General features: G+C 51.8%; 24 protein-coding genes. 10 read left to right on the top strand and 14 right to left on the bottom strand.

Annotated elements, in window-relative coordinates; all coding sequences use genetic code 11:
- Positions 1–63 precede the first annotated feature (63 nt).
- Positions 64–2499, top strand: coding sequence for an RNA polymerase recycling motor HelD (gene helD / locus DQG23_RS06145; protein WP_113029922.1), 2436 nt, complete (start codon positions 64–66; stop codon positions 2497–2499).
- 17 nt (positions 2500–2516) lie between these two features.
- Positions 2517–4013 carry an MDR family MFS transporter gene (locus tag DQG23_RS06140; protein ID WP_113029921.1) on the top strand — a complete coding sequence of 499 codons (1497 nt, stop codon included), beginning with the start codon at positions 2517–2519 and terminating at the stop codon, positions 4011–4013.
- A gap of 95 nt (positions 4014–4108) precedes the next feature.
- On the opposite strand, the gene DQG23_RS06135 is transcribed toward DQG23_RS06140, so the two are convergent.
- Complete coding sequence (locus DQG23_RS06135) at positions 4109–4972, bottom strand: DMT family transporter (protein ID WP_113029920.1); 864 nt, start codon at positions 4970–4972, stop codon at positions 4109–4111.
- 275 nt (positions 4973–5247) lie between these two features.
- Between DQG23_RS06135 and DQG23_RS06130 the strand changes: the two genes are divergently transcribed.
- Entirely contained in the window at positions 5248–5883 is a 636-nt protein-coding gene (locus tag DQG23_RS06130) for a TetR/AcrR family transcriptional regulator (RefSeq protein WP_113029919.1), read from the top strand.
- Positions 5884–6049: 166 nt separating this feature from the next.
- Here DQG23_RS06130 and DQG23_RS06125 read toward each other — a convergent pair whose 3' ends face one another.
- Together DQG23_RS06125 and DQG23_RS06120 are read right to left on the bottom strand one after the other, a co-directional pair.
- Positions 6050–6793 (bottom strand): protein kinase domain-containing protein, encoded by a 744-nt coding sequence (locus DQG23_RS06125; RefSeq protein ID WP_158560326.1) that lies wholly within the window; start codon positions 6791–6793, stop codon positions 6050–6052.
- Position 6794: 1 nt separating this feature from the next.
- Entirely contained in the window at positions 6795–7868 is a 1074-nt protein-coding gene (locus tag DQG23_RS06120) for a hypothetical protein (protein ID WP_113029917.1), read from the bottom strand.
- Positions 7869–8132: 264 nt separating this feature from the next.
- On the opposite strand from DQG23_RS06120, the gene DQG23_RS06115 reads away from it, so the two are divergent.
- Positions 8133–8699, top strand: coding sequence for a class I SAM-dependent methyltransferase (locus tag DQG23_RS06115; RefSeq protein ID WP_113029916.1), 567 nt, complete (start codon positions 8133–8135; stop codon positions 8697–8699).
- Positions 8700–8869: 170 nt separating this feature from the next.
- On the opposite strand, the gene DQG23_RS06110 is transcribed toward DQG23_RS06115, so the two are convergent.
- The 6 genes from DQG23_RS06110 to DQG23_RS06080 all read right to left on the bottom strand — a co-directional run bounded on the left by DQG23_RS06110 (position 8870) and on the right by DQG23_RS06080 (position 11525).
- Positions 8870–9616 carry an SDR family NAD(P)-dependent oxidoreductase gene (locus DQG23_RS06110; RefSeq protein WP_113029915.1) on the bottom strand — a complete coding sequence of 249 codons (747 nt, stop codon included), beginning with the start codon at positions 9614–9616 and terminating at the stop codon, positions 8870–8872.
- Positions 9617–9871: 255 nt separating this feature from the next.
- Positions 9872–10252 (bottom strand): spore germination protein GerPE, encoded by a 381-nt coding sequence (locus tag DQG23_RS06100; protein ID WP_113029913.1) that lies wholly within the window; start codon positions 10250–10252, stop codon positions 9872–9874.
- Between the two features lie 7 nt (positions 10253–10259).
- Positions 10260–10439, bottom strand: coding sequence for a spore gernimation protein GerPD (locus tag DQG23_RS06095; protein WP_113029912.1), 180 nt, complete (start codon positions 10437–10439; stop codon positions 10260–10262).
- Entirely contained in the window at positions 10436–11038 is a 603-nt protein-coding gene (gene gerPC / locus DQG23_RS06090; protein ID WP_113029911.1) for a spore germination protein GerPC, read from the bottom strand. Before gerPC ends, DQG23_RS06095 begins: the two co-directional genes overlap by 4 nt.
- A gap of 29 nt (positions 11039–11067) precedes the next feature.
- Positions 11068–11289 (bottom strand): spore germination protein GerPB, encoded by a 222-nt coding sequence (locus DQG23_RS06085; RefSeq protein WP_113029910.1) that lies wholly within the window; start codon positions 11287–11289, stop codon positions 11068–11070.
- Entirely contained in the window at positions 11286–11525 is a 240-nt protein-coding gene (locus DQG23_RS06080) for a spore germination protein (RefSeq protein WP_113029909.1), read from the bottom strand. The genes DQG23_RS06085 and DQG23_RS06080 overlap by 4 nt, the downstream gene beginning before the upstream one ends.
- A gap of 128 nt (positions 11526–11653) precedes the next feature.
- Between DQG23_RS06080 and DQG23_RS06075 the strand changes: the two genes are divergently transcribed.
- Entirely contained in the window at positions 11654–12118 is a 465-nt protein-coding gene (locus tag DQG23_RS06075) for an Hsp20/alpha crystallin family protein (protein WP_113029908.1), read from the top strand.
- 61 nt (positions 12119–12179) lie between these two features.
- Here the strand turns inward: DQG23_RS06075 and DQG23_RS06070 are convergent, their stop codons facing one another.
- Both DQG23_RS06070 and DQG23_RS06065 read right to left on the bottom strand, forming a co-directional pair.
- On the bottom strand, positions 12180–12398 hold the full coding sequence (locus tag DQG23_RS06070) for a spore germination protein (protein WP_113029907.1): 219 nt from the start codon (positions 12396–12398) through the stop codon (positions 12180–12182).
- Positions 12399–12521: 123 nt separating this feature from the next.
- Complete coding sequence (locus tag DQG23_RS06065; RefSeq protein WP_113029906.1) at positions 12522–13235, bottom strand: response regulator transcription factor; 714 nt, start codon at positions 13233–13235, stop codon at positions 12522–12524.
- 200 nt (positions 13236–13435) lie between these two features.
- Between DQG23_RS06065 and trmL the strand changes: the two genes are divergently transcribed.
- The 4 genes from trmL to DQG23_RS06045 all read left to right on the top strand — a co-directional run bounded on the left by trmL (position 13436) and on the right by DQG23_RS06045 (position 15900).
- Positions 13436–13900, top strand: a complete 465-nt coding sequence (gene trmL / locus DQG23_RS06060; protein WP_113029905.1) for a tRNA (uridine(34)/cytosine(34)/5-carboxymethylaminomethyluridine(34)-2'-O)-methyltransferase TrmL — start codon at positions 13436–13438, stop codon at positions 13898–13900.
- 153 nt (positions 13901–14053) lie between these two features.
- Positions 14054–14314, top strand: a complete 261-nt coding sequence (locus tag DQG23_RS06055) for an AbrB/MazE/SpoVT family DNA-binding domain-containing protein (protein WP_113029904.1) — start codon at positions 14054–14056, stop codon at positions 14312–14314.
- 90 nt (positions 14315–14404) lie between these two features.
- Complete coding sequence (locus tag DQG23_RS06050; RefSeq protein ID WP_113030035.1) at positions 14405–15154, top strand: ABC transporter ATP-binding protein; 750 nt, start codon at positions 14405–14407, stop codon at positions 15152–15154.
- Positions 15142–15900: an ABC transporter permease gene (locus tag DQG23_RS06045; protein ID WP_113029903.1), complete on the top strand. Its 759-nt coding sequence runs from the start codon at positions 15142–15144 to the stop codon at positions 15898–15900. The genes DQG23_RS06050 and DQG23_RS06045 overlap by 13 nt, the downstream gene beginning before the upstream one ends.
- 327 nt (positions 15901–16227) lie before the next feature.
- On the opposite strand, the gene DQG23_RS06040 is transcribed toward DQG23_RS06045, so the two are convergent.
- Positions 16228–17301, bottom strand: coding sequence for a phosphodiester glycosidase family protein (locus DQG23_RS06040; RefSeq protein WP_113029902.1), 1074 nt, complete (start codon positions 17299–17301; stop codon positions 16228–16230).
- The gene (locus DQG23_RS06035) at positions 17298–17741 is read right to left on the bottom strand and encodes a restriction endonuclease subunit S domain-containing protein (RefSeq protein WP_238177770.1); all 444 of its coding nucleotides are present in this window, start codon (positions 17739–17741) and stop codon (positions 17298–17300) included. The genes DQG23_RS06040 and DQG23_RS06035 overlap by 4 nt, the downstream gene beginning before the upstream one ends.
- A gap of 232 nt (positions 17742–17973) precedes the next feature.
- Here DQG23_RS06035 and DQG23_RS06030 point away from each other — a divergent pair, with 232 nt between their 5' ends.
- A complete protein-coding gene (locus DQG23_RS06030; protein ID WP_238177769.1) occupies positions 17974–19227 on the top strand; it encodes an MFS transporter in 1254 nt (417 codons plus the stop codon).
- A 227-nt stretch (positions 19228–19454) separates the two neighbouring features.
- Here the strand turns inward: DQG23_RS06030 and DQG23_RS06025 are convergent, their stop codons facing one another.
- The gene (locus DQG23_RS06025; RefSeq protein WP_113029901.1) at positions 19455–20300 is read right to left on the bottom strand and encodes a metallophosphoesterase family protein; all 846 of its coding nucleotides are present in this window, start codon (positions 20298–20300) and stop codon (positions 19455–19457) included.
- Positions 20301–20379: the final 79 nt, after the last annotated feature.

Here is a 20379-nt window from a genome sequence, read left to right as displayed (position 1 = left end):
ACTTTGATTTGTCAATGCTCTTTTTTATCCCAGAAAAAGGAAAAAGGAGTGTGTTAGGGAGAGATGGAAGCGAAGGATTGGCGGCAGGAACAGGAGCGGCTGGAAAAGGTCAAGAGCAAGCTGCAGGCGCGAATCGCCGAACTGGAGCCGGGCATTGCCGGACTGCGCGATCAGGCTGCGGACATCCGCAAGCGGTTTTGGGAAGAAGTCTCGATTAACACCGGCACGTACGAAGATTTCGAAGAGACCTTCTACACGATTAACCAGCAGTCCGCGATATTGGCCGAACGGGAGCGAGGCCACAAGCTGCAAATGCAGCAATGGAAAAGCATGAACCGTTTGCTCCCGTCTCCGTATTTCGGACGAATCGACTTTCAGGAGGATGGTCTGGACCTCAGCGAGCAAATTTATATCGGCGTATCTTCCTTCGTCGACGATGACGGATTGAGCTTTTTGATCTATGACTGGCGTACGCCAATCGCGAGCATGTACTACGACTACTCGCCCGGTCGAGCGTCTTATGTCACGCCTACCGGAACATTCGAAGGGACGATGGAGCTCAAACGGCAGTTTCAAATTCAAAACGGGCAAATCCACAACATGTTTGACGCGAGCGAAACGATCGGAGACGAGCTGCTGCAGCAAGTGCTCGGCAAAGGTGCGGACTCGCAAATGAAGAGTATCGTGGCCACCATTCAGAGGGAACAAAACGCCATCATCCGCAATGACAAAAGCCGGATGCTTATCGTACAAGGGGCGGCCGGCAGCGGTAAAACTTCCGCGGCCTTGCAGCGGGTAGCGTACTTGCTGTACAAACACCGCCAAACGATCAGGGCGGATCAAATCGTTCTTTTCTCGCCGAATCCGATGTTCGCCAGTTACATCTCCACCGTCCTTCCGGAGCTTGGCGAAGAGAACATGCAGCAGACGACTTTTCAGGAATATCTCGACTATTGGCTGGGTTCCTCGTTACGGCCGGAGGATCCCTTTGATCAGATCGAATATGTATTGACCGCACAAGGAGCGCCGGGGTATGAGGCTCGTCTTCAGGGGATGGGATATAAAGCATCCGAAGCTTTCCTGCAAGCTCTGCAGAGCTATGGAATATGGCTGGGACGGGAAGGCATGCGATTCAACGATATTCGATTCCGGGACCGCGATTTGATTGCCGCTGAGCGTTTGAGGGAGATATTTTACGGATTTGACCGCTCCCTGCCGCTGAGCAATCGTGTCGTTCTCTTGCAGGAGTGGCTGCTGAATGAATTGGCCTCGCTGGAACGTATCGAACGGGATGCTGCTTGGGTGCAGGAAGAGTTGAATTATCTCGACGCCGAGCAGTACGCGGAAATTTTCGGAATGCTGCATAAGGAGAAGGAAGTGTTCGACCTAGCCGAACAATTCGCCGCAGTTCGCGAGAAAATAAGCAACAAGCGCCGGGGAGATGAAGGCGACTTTGACTTCGCCCTGAAGGAGGAAGATCTGCTTCGCCAAAGGATCGTGAAAGAAAGCTTTAAACCGCTAAGGAAAAGCGTGAAGAAATTCTCCTTTGTGGATGTCAAAGGCATATATGGCCAATTGTTTGTCGACGAAGCCGCTTATCGGGAGAGAACGAATGGGGCCTTCATCCCGCCGCTATGGCCTGAAATTTGCAGGCAAACCAAGGAAACGCTGCTCCGGAACGAGTTGTTCCACGAGGATGCGACGCCGTATTTATATGTAAAAGAACTGATCGAAGGCGTCCGGACGAACACGGAAATCCGTTATGTCTTCGTTGATGAGGGTCAGGATTATTCGCCGTTTCAATATGAATACTTAAAAAAGCTGTTTCCCCGTGCCCGGATGACGGTGCTCGGCGATTTCGGGCAAGCGATCTTCATGCAGGCGACTAGTTTGGACGCACCCGATTCGCCGCTGGTTCGCCTTTTCGGTGAAGCCGAAACAAGCCTTATCCGCCTGGTACGCAGTTATCGTTCAACCAAAGAGATTGTAGAATTTACGAAATCGATGCTTCCTGACGGGGAAAAAATCGTACCGTTTGAAAGGGGAGGCCGAAAGCCGCTTCTGACGAGAGTGGACGGCGGAGAGAGGCGCGATGCGCAAATAATGGCGGACATCGCGGCGCTTATGGCCGAGGGCTTCGATTCCATCGCCGTCATTACGAAAACCGCCGCCGAAAGCCGTGAGGTCCATGAAGCGTTACGGTCTCACGGAGGCGAAGCTCTGCGGCTCGTTACGAAGGAGACGCTTAACTTTGAAAAGGGAGTGATGGTCATTCCCGTGTATCTCGCCAAAGGTGTCGAGTTCGATGCAGTCTTCGTTTATGATGCTTCGCCCGAAGCTTACGGCCGGGAGAACGAACGCAAGCTGCTATATACGGCGTGTACGCGGGCCATGCACCGGCTTCATCTTTATACGACGGGCGATTGGTCGCCGTTCGTGCAGGTTTTGCCTGCGAATTTGTACGAGAAAGCAACATTTCATCCATACACCGCTCGATGAGCAGAAAGAAGGGACCTATGTCAGCTCCTACGCAAACAAAACCGAAAACAGCCGGCGGGGACGACTTCTCGTTGAAAGCCATTCTCCCGCCGCTCATGGCGATTATTGTCGGCATGATCATGGTTATTCTGGACAGCACCGTCGTTAATAACGCCATTCCGAAGCTCGTTGAATACTTCGACACCGATCTGAAGACGATCCAATGGACCGTCACCGGTTATACGCTGGCCTTATCCGCGGTTATCCCGCTTGCAGGCTGGATGACAGATAAATTCGGCTCCAAGCAAATTTTCATGATTACGATCGCCCTGTTCACGATCGGCTCCGTGCTGTGCGGCATCGCGCAAACGCCGGAGCAGCTGATCATCTTCCGCATCATTCAAGGCTTGGGCGGCGGCATGGTAGCCCCGCTCGGGATGGCCATGGTGTTTAAGCTCGCGCCTCCGGAGCGCCGCGGATCCATCATGGGCGTGCTCGGCATCCCCATGCTGATGGCGCCGGCGTTTGGTCCGGTGTTATCCGGCTATCTGGTCGATTCCGTCAGCTGGCACTGGATTTTCATCATCAATCTGCCGATCGGCATTATCGCCTTCATTCTCGGGTATAAATATTTGCCGAAATCCGACCGCCATGCGGCTCCGCATTTGGACGTCATCGGCATGTGCCTCGCGCCGGTCGCCTTCTCCATGCTGGCGTACGGCGTAAGCGAAGGCGGCACCAGTTGGTCATCCGCTTCGACGATCACGGGCTTGACCGTCGGCGGCATTGCGCTTGTCCTCTTCATCTTCGTGGAGCTGGGACAGAAGCAGCCGCTGCTGGAGCTGAAAGTGTTCAAGTCGTCCGATTTTACGCGCAGCATCATCCTGACGTGGATCGTACAGCTCGCGCTGTTCGGCGCCATGCTGATCGTGCCGCTGTACCTGCAAGGCGTCATGCACTACACTGCGCTTGAAACGGGCTGGATCCTGATGCCGCAGGCGTTATGCGCGGGAATCGGCATGCCGATCAGCGGCCGGCTGTTCGACAAGATAGGCGCGCGTCCGCTCGCCTTCGCCGGTCTTACCGTCATTTCCATTTCCCTGTTCATCTTGTCCGGCATATCGGTGGACACTTCGCTGTGGGTGATCATCCCGTGCATCTGCATAATGGGGCTCGGCATGGGCTTCTCCATGATGCCGCTCAACACGCATGTTCTGAACTCTGCGCCTCGCCGTCTGGTGAGCCGTGTCACACCGCTGACGGCGGCAGCTCAGCAAGTCGTCGTCTCGTTCGCGGTCGCGGGCCTGACGGGTTATCTGACGTCGCAAATCACTTCCCACGCCGCAAGCGCGGGAGCGAATGCGAATCCGCTGAGCGCCGTCGTCGCGGGTTACGGCGACACATTCTTTCTGTCCGCATGCATCGTGACCGCAGGTGTCGCGCTGACGCTCATTTTGCGCAAACCGAAGCAGCAGGAGGAAGAAGGAACCGCGGGCGGGGACAATCCGGACCCGGCAATGATGATGGGGCACTAAACGCGAATCGGCTTCGATTCGCCGGTACTCAAAAAAGCCTTGGCCGTTAGGCGGCCAAGGCTTTTTTCATAACGATATACGGCCAAAAACGAAGTCTATCCGCTTTTGTTAAGAAATTTCGTTTCCGCTGCTAGAATCCCCGCCATAATCAAAAAGCTGCCTGCCGCCAGGCGCAAGGTGAACGCTTCGTGGAGGAAGATAACGGAGAACAAAGTGCCGAACAGCGCTTCGGTCGATAAAATGATGGCTGCCTTCGTTTCCGTCGTATATTTTTGAGCGATCGTTTGCAAAAGAAAGGCTATCGTCGTACTAAATACACCCAAGTACGCTGCGGCGATCAGCCCTCCGGCATCTCCATGGAGCTCCAGCTTTTCTCCCTGTAGGGCAGCCGCGATCAGAGACAGCAAAGCTGCCGTAATCATTTGGACTAAGGTCAGCGCAACCGGGGAATGCTTTTTGACGAATTCGAACGTGAAGAAAATATGAAAAGCAAAACCTACGGCGCAAAGCAGCGTCATTGCATCGCCGATATTCGGGATGAGATTTGCATCGAGGGATAAGACGCCAATCCCCACAACCGTCAAGGCGGCGCCTATCGCCCCATGTTTATCGGGCTTTCTTCGATACAGCAAATATCCGATGAACGGAACGATCACGACGTTAACGGCCGTCAAGAAAGCATTTTTGGAAGGGGTCGTGTATTGCAGCCCGATTGTCTGGAGCGTAAAAGCCAAATACAAAACGACGCCCAGCACGATGCCGGCACGTATTGCGGATAAATTCAACGTACGAAATGTTTTACGAAAAATAATCGACATCAGCAATGCAGCGATCATAAAACGAATGGCCATCACCTGATACGGAGACAAGGATTCCAGCGAGACCGCTCCCGCAACGAACCCGGTACCCCAAATGACGGCGACCAGAAGTAGTCCGATTTCACCTAAATAACGCTTCATCTGTCGCTCCCCGGGTATTCTAGAAGGTTTTTTCTAATGTACGACAATACCCGGAGAATGTAAACGTTGAGCGAAGAGGCATCTGAGACATGGATGGAAGAATACGAATCGGCATGTGAGCGGGGGATGCACCCGGTTTTTCCATTTCAGTCGGCGGATAGCGTATAATGGAAGGATAGCTTGTACAAATCGATCGGCTGCCCGGGCTCTATTTCTCCTGGACCGGCGGGTGCCGTTTCCGCTATGTATTCGAAGAAAGAAGGATTATAACAACGATGAACACCAAACGAACGGATCCGCGCGTCGTAAGGACGCGGCAGCTGCTGCGCAAAGCGTTGATTGAGCTGATGGAGGAACGGGACTACGACAGCATTTCCGTTCAGGATATCGCCGATCGCGCCACTGTCAAACGAGCGACGTTTTACCTTCATTTTGTGGACAAGCCTGCTTTCGTGCAAAAGCTCTCGGATGAGCTGCTGGAGGAGCTTAGCGCGGAAATCATCGTCCCATTTAACGAGGAAGGGGATACGTTCGATTTTTTGAGCGGAGAGCCTCATCCGAGCTTTGTCCGCTTGTTCCATCATATTTCGGAACGGTTCGACCTCTATCGCGCGCTGCTCGTCCGCAACCGCATTCCTTATTTTGCCGACGGCTTGCTGAATGTTATTCATGAATTCGTCGCGCGGGGCATCGACTACGCCGAGCCGGACGACCGCAACTTATCCGCCGCGAGGGAGGTCGCCGTCAAATATGTGGAATCCGCGTTCCTGGAGGTTATCGTTTGGTGGATTCGAAACCTGATGCCGTACTCGGAAGAAGAAATCGCGGGCCAACTGATGCGTCTTTCGATCAGAGGACCTTACCAGGAAATACCGGCCCGCAGGCGAAGCGGCCCGCCGACCACATCTTGAACATGGCTTTTGTTGAAGAAAATAGCCGGGCATAGTTTGATCCCCGCCCACGGTGATATCGAATAACGCCGCGTCTTTAATGTAAATTTGCTGAAGTATAGCCCCTGCGTATAAGCGAGTTTTGCAGCAACGGCCAAAACGAATTTGTTCCGATTGCCTTTCGCCATCAAGCAAATGGAGATGAATACGTAACACGATTCACTGAACCGTATAGCTTCGCCCATGCTTCAGGAAAATGCAGAGCGCAGCAGGGGTCGATCAATTGGGCGATCTTGCAGAATGCAAAGGCATCGTCCCAAATAAGCGGGGCGGGTTTAAAGCTGCTGCCTCCCAAATCTATCCTCAAATACTCTCTCTCTTGAAGATAGCGAAGCTCCTCGGCACCACCATCCGGTCCCGCAATAATGGCAAACGCGAAGTCGACCAAGACGAGACTGCTTAACTGTCCGTTCACATCCGGCAGGACCATCAGATTGGACGGGCGAATATCCCGATGAATGATGCCCCGTTCGTGCAGGATGGCTAGAATGTCGGCCATTTGTTCCAGCAGATTTTCCTTGTGCCGATCGATAACTGCGCTTTCATAGAGAAGCAGATGCTCGAGGGTAACGCCATTCAAAAATTCTATTGCGACAAAAGGATATTTTCCTGCCGTTTCATGGGCGAACAATCTGGGAAAATATCGGGAAGAAGATAGTTTGAGCAGTTCAATCGCGCACGCTTCACGTTCGGAGGTTTCGCCGGAGGCGCCGTCGGTTTTGATGAACACGATTTTTCCGCTCTCCGGATGCAGTCCCGTAAAGTATCGGACATTCAAATAGCGATTGTCCGGTAAATAATGGGCAAGCTTGTCTAATCCATATTTGCCGTTCAAGTAAGCGAAGAACGGTCCGAACCGCTTGCTGGTCATATCAAGCTCCCCCAAAATAAGAAGCGTTAAAATAAACGGATCGATCATGAGGAACTGTGTATTGGTATCCGTTCGTATGCAAATACATATCCATAAAAAACCTGAGGGTATTCACGTCTTTCATGGTTCGGATGCCAAAGCCGGGAATGGTCAGACGTTCTGCCATACCGATAAGTCTTTTCTCATAGTCCGCGCCGATTGATGCCTTATGCACGATAGCGTGATAAAGCAAGCTGTAGAAGTAATGTTCCTCTGACGGCCTGTAAAACCCTTTATCCGATAGGATTCGGCTTGCAAGTATCGATTTCTGCCAGCTGCTGTTATAATAATCGTCTCCGATATGACGAAAATCAAAGGCAACCGGTACTCCTCCGATCATAACCGTATAATGGACGCGATACGGCTCGGCAAAGACCGCTGCGGCGTTCGACAGGTAGTAAATGTCGGCAAGATCTCCTGCCAGCAGATCGATATCCCCATGTTCTTCCGAACAGCTGCAATCCGGCAGAGCTTCGAAATTGCGCAAAACCACGTACTCCGTCCCGCAGTTTAGAGCCTCGAAATACTGCGTAAGGCTCGCCCAGCCGTTCGTCCCCGTCAAGTCTCGGGACAGGTGTTGATTATTGCCGTCCCAAGGCTGATCGAATTGCTTGGCGAACGTTTCGCAATCCATTCCCAGTAGAAGGTAAAGGTCCCGCTCGCATTCGGCACGCGTATTCGTGGCGTGAACTCGGTGCCCTCCGCCGGTCCAGGTCCGGTATAGGCTTTTGGCTTCAAACGTATTGGCATTGACAAGGCTTACTCCCCTTGAGGTGGATTTCTCCATATAGCGGGGACTTTCATCGAGCACGACGAACAAAGTAAAGGCTCCGGTCCCGCAGTGATGCTGCTTATAGCTTCCGTCCGGCAGCGGCTGGCTGTAAAAACGGGATAAATTGAGAGAAAAACGTGCCGGATCCCATGTTATGCGAACCTGCTTTTTAATGGTGAACTTACGCTCAATGTCCGACTTAATATCCTGCAAAGCGTAGTGGGCATGCTCCCAAACGATAAAGAGGTGAAGCTCGGGCACCATATGCGATTCCTCCATTCTAGTATTACTATATGAAGGGTTTCGATAGAGGACTTGATGCATGCGCCCTCGATTTTAATAATTATTGTTTATGTCCCGGCATCGACGCCTTACATAGAATAAGCTATACGACTGCTCTCGGGAAAGGAAACGAGCCGGCAAAACGCTTGATAACGTTATCCCGCCGCATCAAATGCGGAATGACCTCCGGCATGGACAATGAATGGCAACTATACTGGAGCATGGAAATGGGGAGTAGGAGCATCCATGAGGAAAATAATTAGTGATTTCGTTACCGTTTGTGCGGCTTTTCTGCCCTATGACGGCCCGGTGTATGAGTTCGGTTCCTTACAGTTGCCGGGACAATTGGGGGAGGCGGATTTGCGGCCATATTTTCAAGGTATAAAGTATGTCGGCTGCGATATGCGCCCGGGACCGGGCGTAGATGAGCTTATGAATCTGCATCGCATCGATCTCCCCGAAAATACAGCCGGGCTTGTTTTATGCATGGATACGCTTCAACATGTCGAAGAGCCGTCTACAGCCGTAATCGAGATGCATCGCGTCCTTAAACCAAAAGGCATCCTCATAATCAGCACGGTTCTGATCAGCCCAATCTTCCCGTGCCCGGCCGATTATTGGAGATTCACGCCGGAAGCGCTGGAATTGCTTCTCGCTCCGTTCGATCGGGTGATTGTCGATATTGCGGGCGACCCGCATTTTCCCCACACTGTAGTAGGCATCGGTTTCAAAGGCGCGTTTTCGGACAATGAGCTGCAAGCTTTCACGGATTATTTGGTACTTTGGAAGGAGCATGCTTATTTAAATCGTTAAATTGCAGATCGGAGAAGAAGAGCGCCATTGACCTAAAAAGAGAAAAGGCTGAGCAGGTATAACACACTGCTTAGCCTTTTTTTGCTAAACCATCTAAATTCGCTCGAAGGAACGGAACGAACTCTTTCGAGAAAAATGCCCCTTATGGAATAGTCCCTTTTGCATGCCGGTTACAGCGCGGTCCAGCCTCCGTCGATGACGAGCTCGGCTCCTGTCATGAAGCGGGACTCGTCGGAAGCGAGGAACAAGACGCCATATGCGACGTCCTCCGGCTGGCCGAAGTAAGGCAATTGCGTAAACGTTTGGTAATACGGCATTGCATCCTTCATCGACGGCTCCGTCATCGGCGTGACAATGATGCCGGGATGAACGGAGTTGACGCGTATTTGCTGTTTGGCGTACTCCACGGCCGCGGATTTCGAGAGCGCGCGGAGGGCGCCTTTGGCAGCCGTATACGGGCTCGATCCGGCCATGCCGACGATGCCGCCGATCGAGGAAATGTTGATGACCGAGCCTGCGCCGGCTTTTTGCATTTCGGGAATGCAGTATTTCATCCCCAGCACGCAGCCTGTCAAGTTAATGTCCATGACCCGATTCCATTCGGCGATCTCGATATCCGCAATCGTTTTGGTCGAGGAAATCCCTGCGTTGTTCACAAGAATGTCCACCTTGCCGAAGCGGTCGACCGCTTCCTGCACGACATGTTTCCATTCTTCCTCCGACGCTACGTTATGCTTCAAGCCGACGGCTTCGCCGCCTGCCGCATTGATCTCTTCGATAACCTGCCGCAGCGGACCTTCCTGAATGTCCGTTGCGATGACTTTGGCGCCCTCGCCGGCGAACAGCTTCGCTTCAGCCGCCCCCATTCCGAGTGCCGCACCTGTAATAATCGCTACTTTTCCGCTTAGACGTCCCATGTTGGAACCACCTTTCGAACCGTTATGTTGAAAAATATATCGTGTGTTATGCCATATGCATGCATTTGCCGGCCATTGCAAATCCTTTAATAAGGTACCTTGCTTTTAGTATACTACAACTTTGCATATAATGTGAAGTTATATACACTATGTAAAATAAGTATGAAACGAAAAAGGACGGAGGGAGGTCTGAAAGGAAAGCAAAAAGCATCCGCATGCCATTATAACTGGCCGGGATGCTTTTGTTGTCCTTAATCATTTTCCCTTCTTATCCTTAGGAAGAAGCTGGCGAATGTGCTTGGTCCGCGTCTCCGCATCGATCGTTCGGTTCGACCCGACCTGCAGGAGCGAGGAGGAGGATATCGACAGGATATCGACGGTTCCTACTTTGATGAATGGATTCGAGCTGCATATCTCCATCTTGACATCCTCATAGATACTCGGTATTGGAATCGGGCGGGAAAATATAGCGTAGCTGTCCAAATTCCCCTCATTGCCGTAAAAATTGGCAACCTCGCGCTGGATCGCCAACGCTTTGCTTCGCGGCTTTACTTCGACGAGATCGCCGACAAAGAGGGTGGAGCCGAGACCGACTTCGTTGACGGTAATTTGTTTGACAACCGAAATTCTGCTCATGGCGCTTCTATTTCTCTGCGGCTAACGGAACGAGCGGACCGATAATGAGCGATTCGGGCGGCGTATCGAATATCGAGGACAAGGTGATGCATTGCGTATCGCCGATCAAAAATACGGAGGAGCTGGAAACGCCCGCTATTTGCACGGAGCCGACGGTCAACTCTTTGTTTTCGACTTGCATGTTCATGGTTGATCAGCCCTGCTTTCCTTATGTTTTTGGATGTGCCGCTCGATCGCCGTCTGGATGTCGGTTTTGATTTGCTCGAACGCTTGTTGTTCAAAATGACCGATCTGCTCGCTAGTACCATCCTTCGGCATCGACTTCAGGTAATTGTCGATTCGCTTGTCGACCTGACCCCGAACGTCTTGAATAATGACATTACGGTAATCGTGACCGAGGATCATCCGGTATTTTTCCTCCACGCCGCGTATATAGGAAGGGCAATCGGCGGTTAAATATTCGCTTACTTTGTCATGTATGCGGGTGAACGACTCGGTTCGGTAGGAGGTCGGCCCGACTTCTTCGCCGTTTACGGTGAAATCCTCTATCGATTTTTCTACGTTCGGAGAAACCCCGATATGGAGCGTGCCTTCCAATTTTTCTATTTTCAGCTGATCGAATTTATACTCGATTTTATCGATGTTCATCGTACGCTGCTTGCTCAATTGGTCAAAGTCGTTCTGCAGCTTATTCAGCTTTTGCTCGAGCTCGGCCATTTTACAGGATTGCCAATGCAAACAAGCGTTGAGGTGCTGGATGTAAGGGTTTTGAAAATATCCGTTCATGCTCGAACCCCCTGGAACGTCTTTTTCGGCTATGATCTCGGAGTCGGAGAAGGCAGCGGCACCAGCGGAGCGTTAAGGGCGACCTCCGCCTTGCCGATTTCGGGAGCCGGTCCGGTAAAGGCGCCGGTATTGTACAAATTGGACAGCCCTTTAATGACGCCCGCGCTGCCGATCTGCAAGACGGATGAATTCGATACCGCGTCTACCTTTAATTGATGGATGACGATGCTCTGATGAACGATCAGATTCATAAGACAACACCTGTCCCGTCTATGGAAAAAATGTTTTGATCGGCAAGATCGCCGTCGTACGTATTGGTGTTGTTGATCCCGTTGTACGTTCTCACTACGTTTCCAGTATTGAACGAGCCCGCGCCGGCGAACGTTTTGGATACGCTTTGCGGCGCAAGCTGAATCGAATCCCCGATGTGGACGATCGAACTCGGTCCTACGCTTAAAACCTTGATGGCTCCCACTATGGCCGGCATCGCAAACACCCTTATGACTCGTATTAGTTGATATTATGCTTGCTTATCTCCTTGTATGAGCTGAGCTTCAAATCATTTATTACGGCAGACGCACATATAATGTCTTCTAGGTAAGGGAGGGTAGCGCTATGGACGATCCCAAAAAAAAGATATTCAAAGATTTTGACTGGAAAAGCTTTGAACAATTTTTTGGCGGAAAATTGCCTCCGCTACCTTCCGGTGAGATGGATAACTTGAATTGGGTGGAGGATTACGTCCAGCAAGTGATGAAGCAATCCTTCCCGCAATCCGGCGGCAGGGGCGTTATGTCCAGCAAATATGCGACGGAAGTGTTCGAAACGCATAACGGCGTTATCGTCAAAGTATTCATTCCGGATAAGGCGGAAGCCAAAAATATACGCGTGCTGGTTGGAACCGGTCAAGTTAAGTTGGAAGGGCTGCCGGATAACAAAACCCAATCGATCAAGCTGGGTACGGCCGTTCATTCTTCCAAATGCAAAGCCGTTTACCGGAACGGCATTCTTCAATTGCATCTTAGGAAACTATCCGGCGACGGGCGGCAGCATGAAGCGGATATCCGCTTTTTCGACTAAGGACTAAAGGGGATATCCGCCGCGTAACGCGAGTTCATGCGATGTAGGATAGAGGATGCGATTAGTTGTTTAAAGCCGTAGTCGAATCCACGAGATCGGGGTCGATCGTGTTGGTCAGACTGATCAGCGAGAAGGTTTGCGAGAAGTCTCCCGTATTCCCTCCTCCGGAGCCCGAATACGATTTGGATGCGCTTTTCGGAGCGATTTGAAAGACGTCGCCAAAATTGACCTGACCGGACACGCTGCTGATTTTGATCGGGGCCAAAACGATGGAAGGCATGGGAATCTCTCCTTTTGCACTTTTTATTAACCATATGACATCCGGAAATGAAAAATGCTGTGAAGCAACAATGAAAACCTCCAGCCCATGCAGGGCGGAGGTGGTTCATTTTGAATCTGCCGCTTAAGCGAACGATTCTTTCATCACGGGCTCGGCAAGCTTGTAGCCTACGTTGCGGATTGTCATAATATATTCCGGACTGCGGGCATTATTCTCGATCTTATCCCGGAGATGGCTAATGTGGACGTCGACGATACGCGTATCGCCAAGGAAATGGTAATCCCATACGCCATGAAGCAGCTGCTGGCGGCTGAGCACCTTGCCGCGGTGGCGGCACAGGAAAAGAAGCAGCTCGAATTCCTTGGGCGTCAGCTCGACCGGCCTGCCTTGGACGCGTACCTCCCGCTGCGCAGGCAGGATATGCATATGACCGATCTCGATCTCGGCGGCTTCGGCTTCTCCGGGCATAATTTGCGCACGGCGCAATATCGCTTGGATGCGAGAGACAAGCTCCTGCGGACTGAACGGCTTCGTCATATAATCGTCGGCGCCGTTGTCGAGGCCGGCGATTTTATCCGTCAAATCCTGCATCGCAGTCAGCATGACGATCGGGACCATATTGCCTTGACTGCGGAGTTTGCGCGTCACTTGGATGCCGTCCATTTTGGGAAGCATCAAATCAAGCACGATCAGGTCGGGGCGAAACGCGGACAAGGTTTCGAAGACGGCTTCCCCGTCATATACGCAATGGACGTCGAAGCCGACCAGCTTCAGGTTGAACTCTAGCAGCATGGAGATGGAAGGTTCGTCATCAACGACCAAAATTTTTTTTCTCACGGATTTGTCCTCTCCTTTATGAAATCATCGTGTACGTCCTCAGACTCGGCGACAGTGCGGATTTATCGGAATTCCATACACCCATTGTCGCAAATGTCTATCAACCGAATATTAAAGAAAGGTAAAGCGAGTGTTAAATTTCATCTCTTCGCCGCATGTTGTATAATAATCGAAAAAGAAATAAGGAGATCATAAACAACATGGCCTTTCACATCGTGCTTGTCGAGCCGGAAATTCCGGCGAATACAGGCAACATTTCGCGAACATGCGCGGCAACCGGGACTCATCTGCATTTGGTGCGGCCGCTCGGATTTTTGACGGACGACAAAACGCTGAAGCGCGCAGGACTGGATTACTGGCATGCGGTCAAGCTGGAGTATCACGACTCTTTCCAGGAAGTAAGGGACCGCTATCCGGACGGCCGGTTTTTCTTTGCGACGACGAAAGCGACGAAGCTTTATACGGATTACCGCTTTCAAGACGGCGATTTTCTCGTATTCGGTAAAGAAACGAAGGGGTTGCCGGAGTCGATTCTCGAAGCGAATCCGGATTCGCTCATGCGCATGCCGATGACAGGCGACGTCCGCTCGCTCAATTTATCCAACTCGGCGGCTGTCGTACTTTATGAGGCGCTGAGGCAGAACGGTTTTTCCGGCCTGAGCTGATTCGCGGGCTGCCATTTCGACTTATTAAAAGCAGATTAAGGATATTTCGACAAGAAAAGCAGGAAAATAAGCCGAAATATCGAATAATAAAGAGGAACTAAACATAGACCGTTGCTGCATGGGAGATTTCTAATGGCGAGAGGGTGAGATATAATGAAACCGGCGGGGGTTGTTCGCAAAGTGGATCAATTGGGTCGTATCGTACTGCCCAAATCCCTTCGTAAAAGATATCAAATGAACGAAGGCGATCCTGTCGAAATATTGGTGCAAGGCGATCACATTATTCTGGAAAGATATCGGCCGAGATGCGTGTTTTGCGGCTCGATGGAGCAAGTATCCGATTTCCGAGAGAAACATGTGTGCGCTGCGTGTTTGACAGAGCTTAAGCCGCAAACAAGCCAAGACAATATGTAACGATAAACAGGGGATAGCGCCCCTGTTTATTTTTTGTCCATTTGGCCGAATGTCAAAACTAAACGATCAAGAGGCAAGGATATGAATGAAATGAAACCGATTTTGAGTATCGAAAACTTGCATAAGACGCTTCCGGACGAAGGGAATTCTCGTTTATTTTCGGGCATTACAGCACAAATCGATGCTCCGGAGATCATTGCTTTGCTTGGCGCATCGGGGCAAGGAAAAAGCACGCTTCTGCGCATTTTGGCCGCATTGGATATCGCAGACAAGGGGGATATCCGCTTGCACGGCATTCCGCTGAGCGAATGGAAGCCGACGGACTGGAGACAAAAGGTCGGTTACGTTGCTCAGCATGCCGTCATGCTTTCCGGCTCCGTAGAAGATAATTTACGTACGGTCAGCATGCTGCATCGTACGGCATTTGACCGTCCGCTGGCGGAGCGTTTGATGTCGAGCCTCGGACTTGAAGGCGCCTGGGGCAAACGAGCCGGGGAAATGTCCGGCGGCGAGAAGCAGAGGGTTTCGCTTGTCCGTTCCCTTCTTATGCGGCCTGATGTTTTGCTGCTGGACGAAGTGACGGCTTCCCTAGATGCGCACAGCAAGCATGCGGTAGAGAGCCTTCTCGCGGAATGGCGCCGCCAAGAGGGGGCGACGGCAATAATGATTACCCACGATCTCGCGCAAGCCGCGCAAATGAGCGATCGGATCTGGTTCATGAGCGAAGGAACACTGCTTGAGGACGACAAAACGGATTCCTTCTTCCGTCAGCCCAAAACGGATGCGGGCCGCCGTTTTATTCAATTGCCTGCAACTGGAGAGCAGCCATGTCAACTGTAGCGCTAGGGTTCACGCTGCTTTTCGTCCTCATTACCATACTTGTTTCCATTCGGCAAAAGCTTGGCCTCGAGAAGGATATTTTGATCGGGTCGGTGCGCTCAGCCGTACAATTGCTGTTGGTAGGCTACATTCTTCAATATGTATTCGATACGGAAAAGATCGCATTGATTGCCTTGATATTGACGGCAATGATTACGGTAGCTGCCTGGAATGCAGGTAAACGCGCTGCGGGCTTGAACGGCATTCGGCGGAGAATCTTTATGGCCGTCGCCGTGACGGAACTGCTTACGATGGGGCTGCTGGTCGGCCTTAGCATTATTGAAGCGAAAGCCCAATACATCATTCCGATCAGCGGCATCATTATCGGCAATGGCATGCTCGTATCCGGGCTGTTTTTGAACCAGATGCAGAGGGAAGTGCAAACCGCAAGCGGAGAGATTGAGACGCTGCTGGCGCTTGGAGCAAATGCAAAGCAAGCGATTCAGGCTTCTGTAAAGCGGGCATTAAAATCGAGCATGATTCCAACGATCGACGGTATGAAGACGATCGGTCTCGTTCAGCTTCCGGGCATGATGACGGGGATGATCGTGGCGGGCGCAAGCCCGATAGAGGCTGTGCGCTATCAAATTCTAATCGTATTTTCCCTTACTTCATCCGCCGCTATATCTGGCATACTCCTTAGCGTAATGAGCTATAGACTATGGTTTACCGAGGATTTGCGGCTGCGGCGGACGTCGTCCAAGTAACGAAACAGCAAAAGACCGCCCATTCCCGCTGCCGAAGCTGCTGGAACGGACGGTCCCGGACAGGCCGTAAAGCTGTGAGCCCTCAGAGCGTTTGCGATCTCCGTCGTTTGTTTACGAGCTCGTCTTACGCAAAGAGCGTTCAGGTGTTACAGGCCTTTTGTTTTATCGTCATTATAAGATGCTGTCAAGATCGCACCAATGAAAAGCGCAAACACCGTAATCATAATCCAAAATGTCATAGACATGAGCGCACCTCCCCTTATGTATACTATAACCAAGCGTGTGTCAAAAGAAAATGCGAAAATGTGAACATTTCGCAAACAGCCTTTATTTAAAGAACAAGAAATGCGTAGGCAGCGGCCGCATTCTGCCCCCGTCGGACGGTCTGTTGACGACTTTGCCGTCGAATACGAGCGTCGAGGAGCCGCCTCCATCCAAGTTATAAGCATCCTGAATGCCTAGCTGATGCATTTTGTCCTGCAGCTCGGCAAGCGTCGACCCGGAGCCGCCCCGTTCATCGTAGCCGTCGGTTACGATGATCAGAATCTGATCGTTCCGGAAATTGCCGATTACGGTACGCGGCGCGCGGAACGGCGACGATACCCACTGGCTGGGAAGCTCCAGCTTGCTTCCGTCCTTGAGCAGCTGCGGCACGAACGTCGCGCCGAACGTCGGCTTTAGTTTATCCAATTCCGATTGTCTATAAAACTTGCCGCCGATTAATTTACGATCCGCGTTCAGTCCGACGAACGAATAGTTGTCTTCGGAAGGGAAAAAGCCGTATACGTATTTGCTATTGTAAACGGTCGTACCGGTCGGATACCGTCCGGACTTGTCATCCGCAAATCCGCCTGCATTAACGCCGGCGACAGCTCCGTATCGGTTTGCGGCAGACTGGGTCGTTTCGCTGCCGCCGATTTTATCTTTGCCGAGTATCATCTGCATCGCTTTATCCGATTTCAAATCGGCTTTCAGCGCGTAACCTTTGTAATTTTGATCCGAGAACGCATACAGCTTCAGATCGATGTTGTCCGTGTTGACCTGCTTGGTCGGCTTGCCGAAAATCTCGCTGAGCCGGCTGTCGAAAATTTGCGTAGGGCGGCTGACCTGGCTGGTTGCAATTTTGACCATGGCATTCGCTTCGGAGCTGCTTTTATCGTACAGTTCGTAAAATTGCTCGATTGTGCTTTTGAGCGCCGTCGTTTCGGCTGTCGCCACCGTAAGCTTGTCGCCGACGGAAACGGCCTCGTTATGTATCGAAAAATCGGAAGCCGCAGCGGCCGTCGAATCCAGCTTGGGAATGACGACGGACAGTTGGGCGTACAATAACCACATCAGCATGCCGAGGAACGGGGCCGTCATCAACAGAAAAAAACGGTTGACCTGTTGTTTCGGGTTCATTTCAGCACGTCCAGATTTTTCTGAAGCTCCTCGAGCTTTTTCTTAACATCGTTCAATTGCGTGTAAAGCTGGTTGCTGTTGTCGGTCTTGTCGTTCGCGCTGTCCTTCGTAAAGGCGAGCAGCTGATTTAGGGAATCGACCTTGCCCTGAAGGTCGGTCATGTCGGCCGTGATTTTGGTTTGCAAATCGCCGATCTGTTTCTGGTAGTCCAGTTGAATGGCGCTAAGCTGATCTTGCGTTTGCTTGGCGATATCCGCGCTCATATTTTGCTTGAGCTGGTCGGTATACAGGTAGGCGCCGTAAACGCCGCCGGCGATCAAGAGCACCCAAACGCCGAACAGCAGCTTATAGGTATGCTTGCCTTTCGTGCGGGAAGCTTTGGTCGTTTTGGCGGAGCGTGCGGGGTTTTGCTCGGTAATCATTTCTATCGTTTTACTCATGAAACTCACTTCCAATTCAGAGATTACATAATGATACCCGTTTCGACATCTTTTTTCAACAAGCGAAAGGGCGGCCAGGTCCCTTCTATTGTAGCAAACTCCGGTTCTCCGGCGCCACTCTGCGCGATCCTCCCTTTCTCGGCAAGCTTCGCATACTGCCCGGGCGAAAGCCTTTGTGCTACAATGAAGCTGACAAAAAAGCGGGATTTGCCTGCAAACGGAGGATTCGGACGTGGCGCTCATCAGTCATATGCGAACGTATTGGCAAAACAGAGCTCAAGTACCGCCGGAAATGAAGCTTTCGCAGGATGCGAAAATGTCGCTGCTGCTTCACGGCGCTTTCCAATTCGGCGCATCGATGTCCGGACTTTTTCTCAACCTTTATTTGTGGCGCTTGACGGAGAGCCTGTGGGTCAACGGACTGTACAATATTATTTTGTACGCGGTTTCGCCTTTCGGTTTCGCCCTCGGCGGCTGGATCGTCAAGAAGAAAGACCGCATGTACACATACCGGATCGGCGTAATGATGATCGCATTATTCTACCTGGCCGTCGTAATCGCGCAGGAGAATGTGGCGACCTTTTTTTATTTGTTCGCGATATGCAACGGCATTGCCAGCTCCTTCTACTGGAGCGCGTATTTGACGCTCATGTACGACGTTTCAACCGAGAAAAACCGGATCCGCTATTTGGCGTTTAATATGATAGCCTTTACTGCGGCGGGGCTCGTCGGTCCTGCGCTTGCAGGGTTTGTCATCAGCAAAAACGACGGGCTGCAGGGCTACATCATCGTCTTCTCGCTGGCGTTCGTCATGTTCATGCTGACGACGCTGGGCAGCTTCCGGATCAAGTCGATCGCCTCCCGGCACAAGGCCTACTATTTGAAGCTTTCCGGCATTATGATGAAGCGCAACAAAGCGTGGCTGCATTCGTTATTCGCTTTTTTCGTGCTGGGCCTGTTCCAGGGCATAATGCTGTTTCTCCCGAACATTATGTTGTACCAGACGATTCCGCGCGAGGATTGGGTCGGTTATTTCGGCGTGCTTTTCTCATTCGTGACGATCGTGGCGGGATATTTCATTTCGCGGTTCGCCAAGCAGCATCTCGGAAGGCTTTATACATTCATAGCCGCCTGCGGCTTCGTGCTCGGCTCGCTGCTGTTGTTCTGGCAAATATCGCTGCTCACCGTCGTGCTGTTCATGGTCATGTACTCGCTCTGCAATCCGCTGCAAGGAAATTCGTTGACGTCTTACTACTATACGTTGATCGGAAAGCTGCCGCTTAAAGGGAATTTTCGCGTAGAGTCCGTCGTAGCCCGTGAAACGTTTGTGAACGCCGGCAGGATCGTTTCGATTTTCGCGTTCATCTCGCTCGTGCCCGATTTTACCGGATTGTGGCTGCCAAGCGTGCTGCTGGTATGTACGTTGACTCAGTTTATCGTTGCGTATTTGCTGAAGAAGGACGGCTCAGGCGAAACCGAATCATGATAGTAGACGCGGGATACCGCCGATAGGTTGCAGTTTACAGGTGTGCGAGAGATACGGCGTGATTGGGGATGGGGAAGCGGACAAGGCGGGGAGAAGCGAAAGAGGTGAAAAGCCGGCGTCGCGGCATCAATCGTCGAAAGCCGGCTTCATGGATAGATCATCAAAAATCCGGCGACACGGTACGGTCAACAAAGCCGACGCCGCAGCGTAAACGTCTAAATTCCGTGTTACAGCTCGAGCTCGATCAGCCGGTTGCGGTCGCCTTCGCTCCCTTGCGCTTCGGCAGCTTCAATGAAGGCAAAGCCGTTGAACCGGGATCTTAACATCTCCCGCCCTCTCGTCAAATCCCCGTGCACGACCGGAATTTCCCGGATGCTGATATATTCCTCGCCGACCTCGATGATTTTGAACGAAGGATGGCATAAGGCAGCCGCGGACTGCACGAAATGCCAGTGCCCGGACTGCACGATCGAATTGACGTGGTTGTGTCCGTTGAAATAAACGCCTTGACCGTCCTTGGCGGCCAGTACGTAGCGGAGCCTGCTTCCCGGGCGGACGCTAAGCCACTTATCCGTCGAGTGCGTCGTCGTGCCGTAAACCGGATGATGGGCGAATACGAGCAGCGTTTTGGAGCCGCTGTCGGCGATGACGGTTTCCAGCCAGGCAAGCTGTTTCTCGTCGATCTCGCCCTCCCAGTTGTGAGGCGACATTTCCTTAGCCGTGTCCAAAAAAACGAGCGTCGCTTCATCCGTATGCACGACATCGTAGGAAGGAAAGCCGGTCAGCTCGGCGACCCGGGATTTGGCAAGGGTTTGCGCATCGTGGTTGCCTAGCGCCATGCGGTAACGGACGCCTTTTTCCTTCAGCAGCCGGTTCAGCTCTTCAAATTCTTCCTCATGCCCGTTGTGCGTGAAATCCCCGATCGAAATATGCCAATCCGCTTCGTATTCCAGGAAAGCCCGCAAATACGTTTCGAAAAAAAGCCGTCGTCCTTCAGCCAGCTCTTCGGAGTCCGCTTGTCCTTTTTCCAGCCGGAAGTAATGAAGATCTCCCGTCAATGCGATACGCAGCATGATTTCTACACCTCGCTTGTATTATCGTTATGCTCCTCACGATTTTCTCCACGATACTATACATATGTTAGTAGAGTAT

It is taken from the genome of Paenibacillus contaminans (assembly GCF_003285015.1).
Taxonomy (GTDB): domain Bacteria; phylum Bacillota; class Bacilli; order Paenibacillales; family NBRC-103111; genus Paenibacillus_V; species Paenibacillus_V contaminans.
This window is presented reverse-complemented; position numbering and strand designations above follow the sequence as displayed.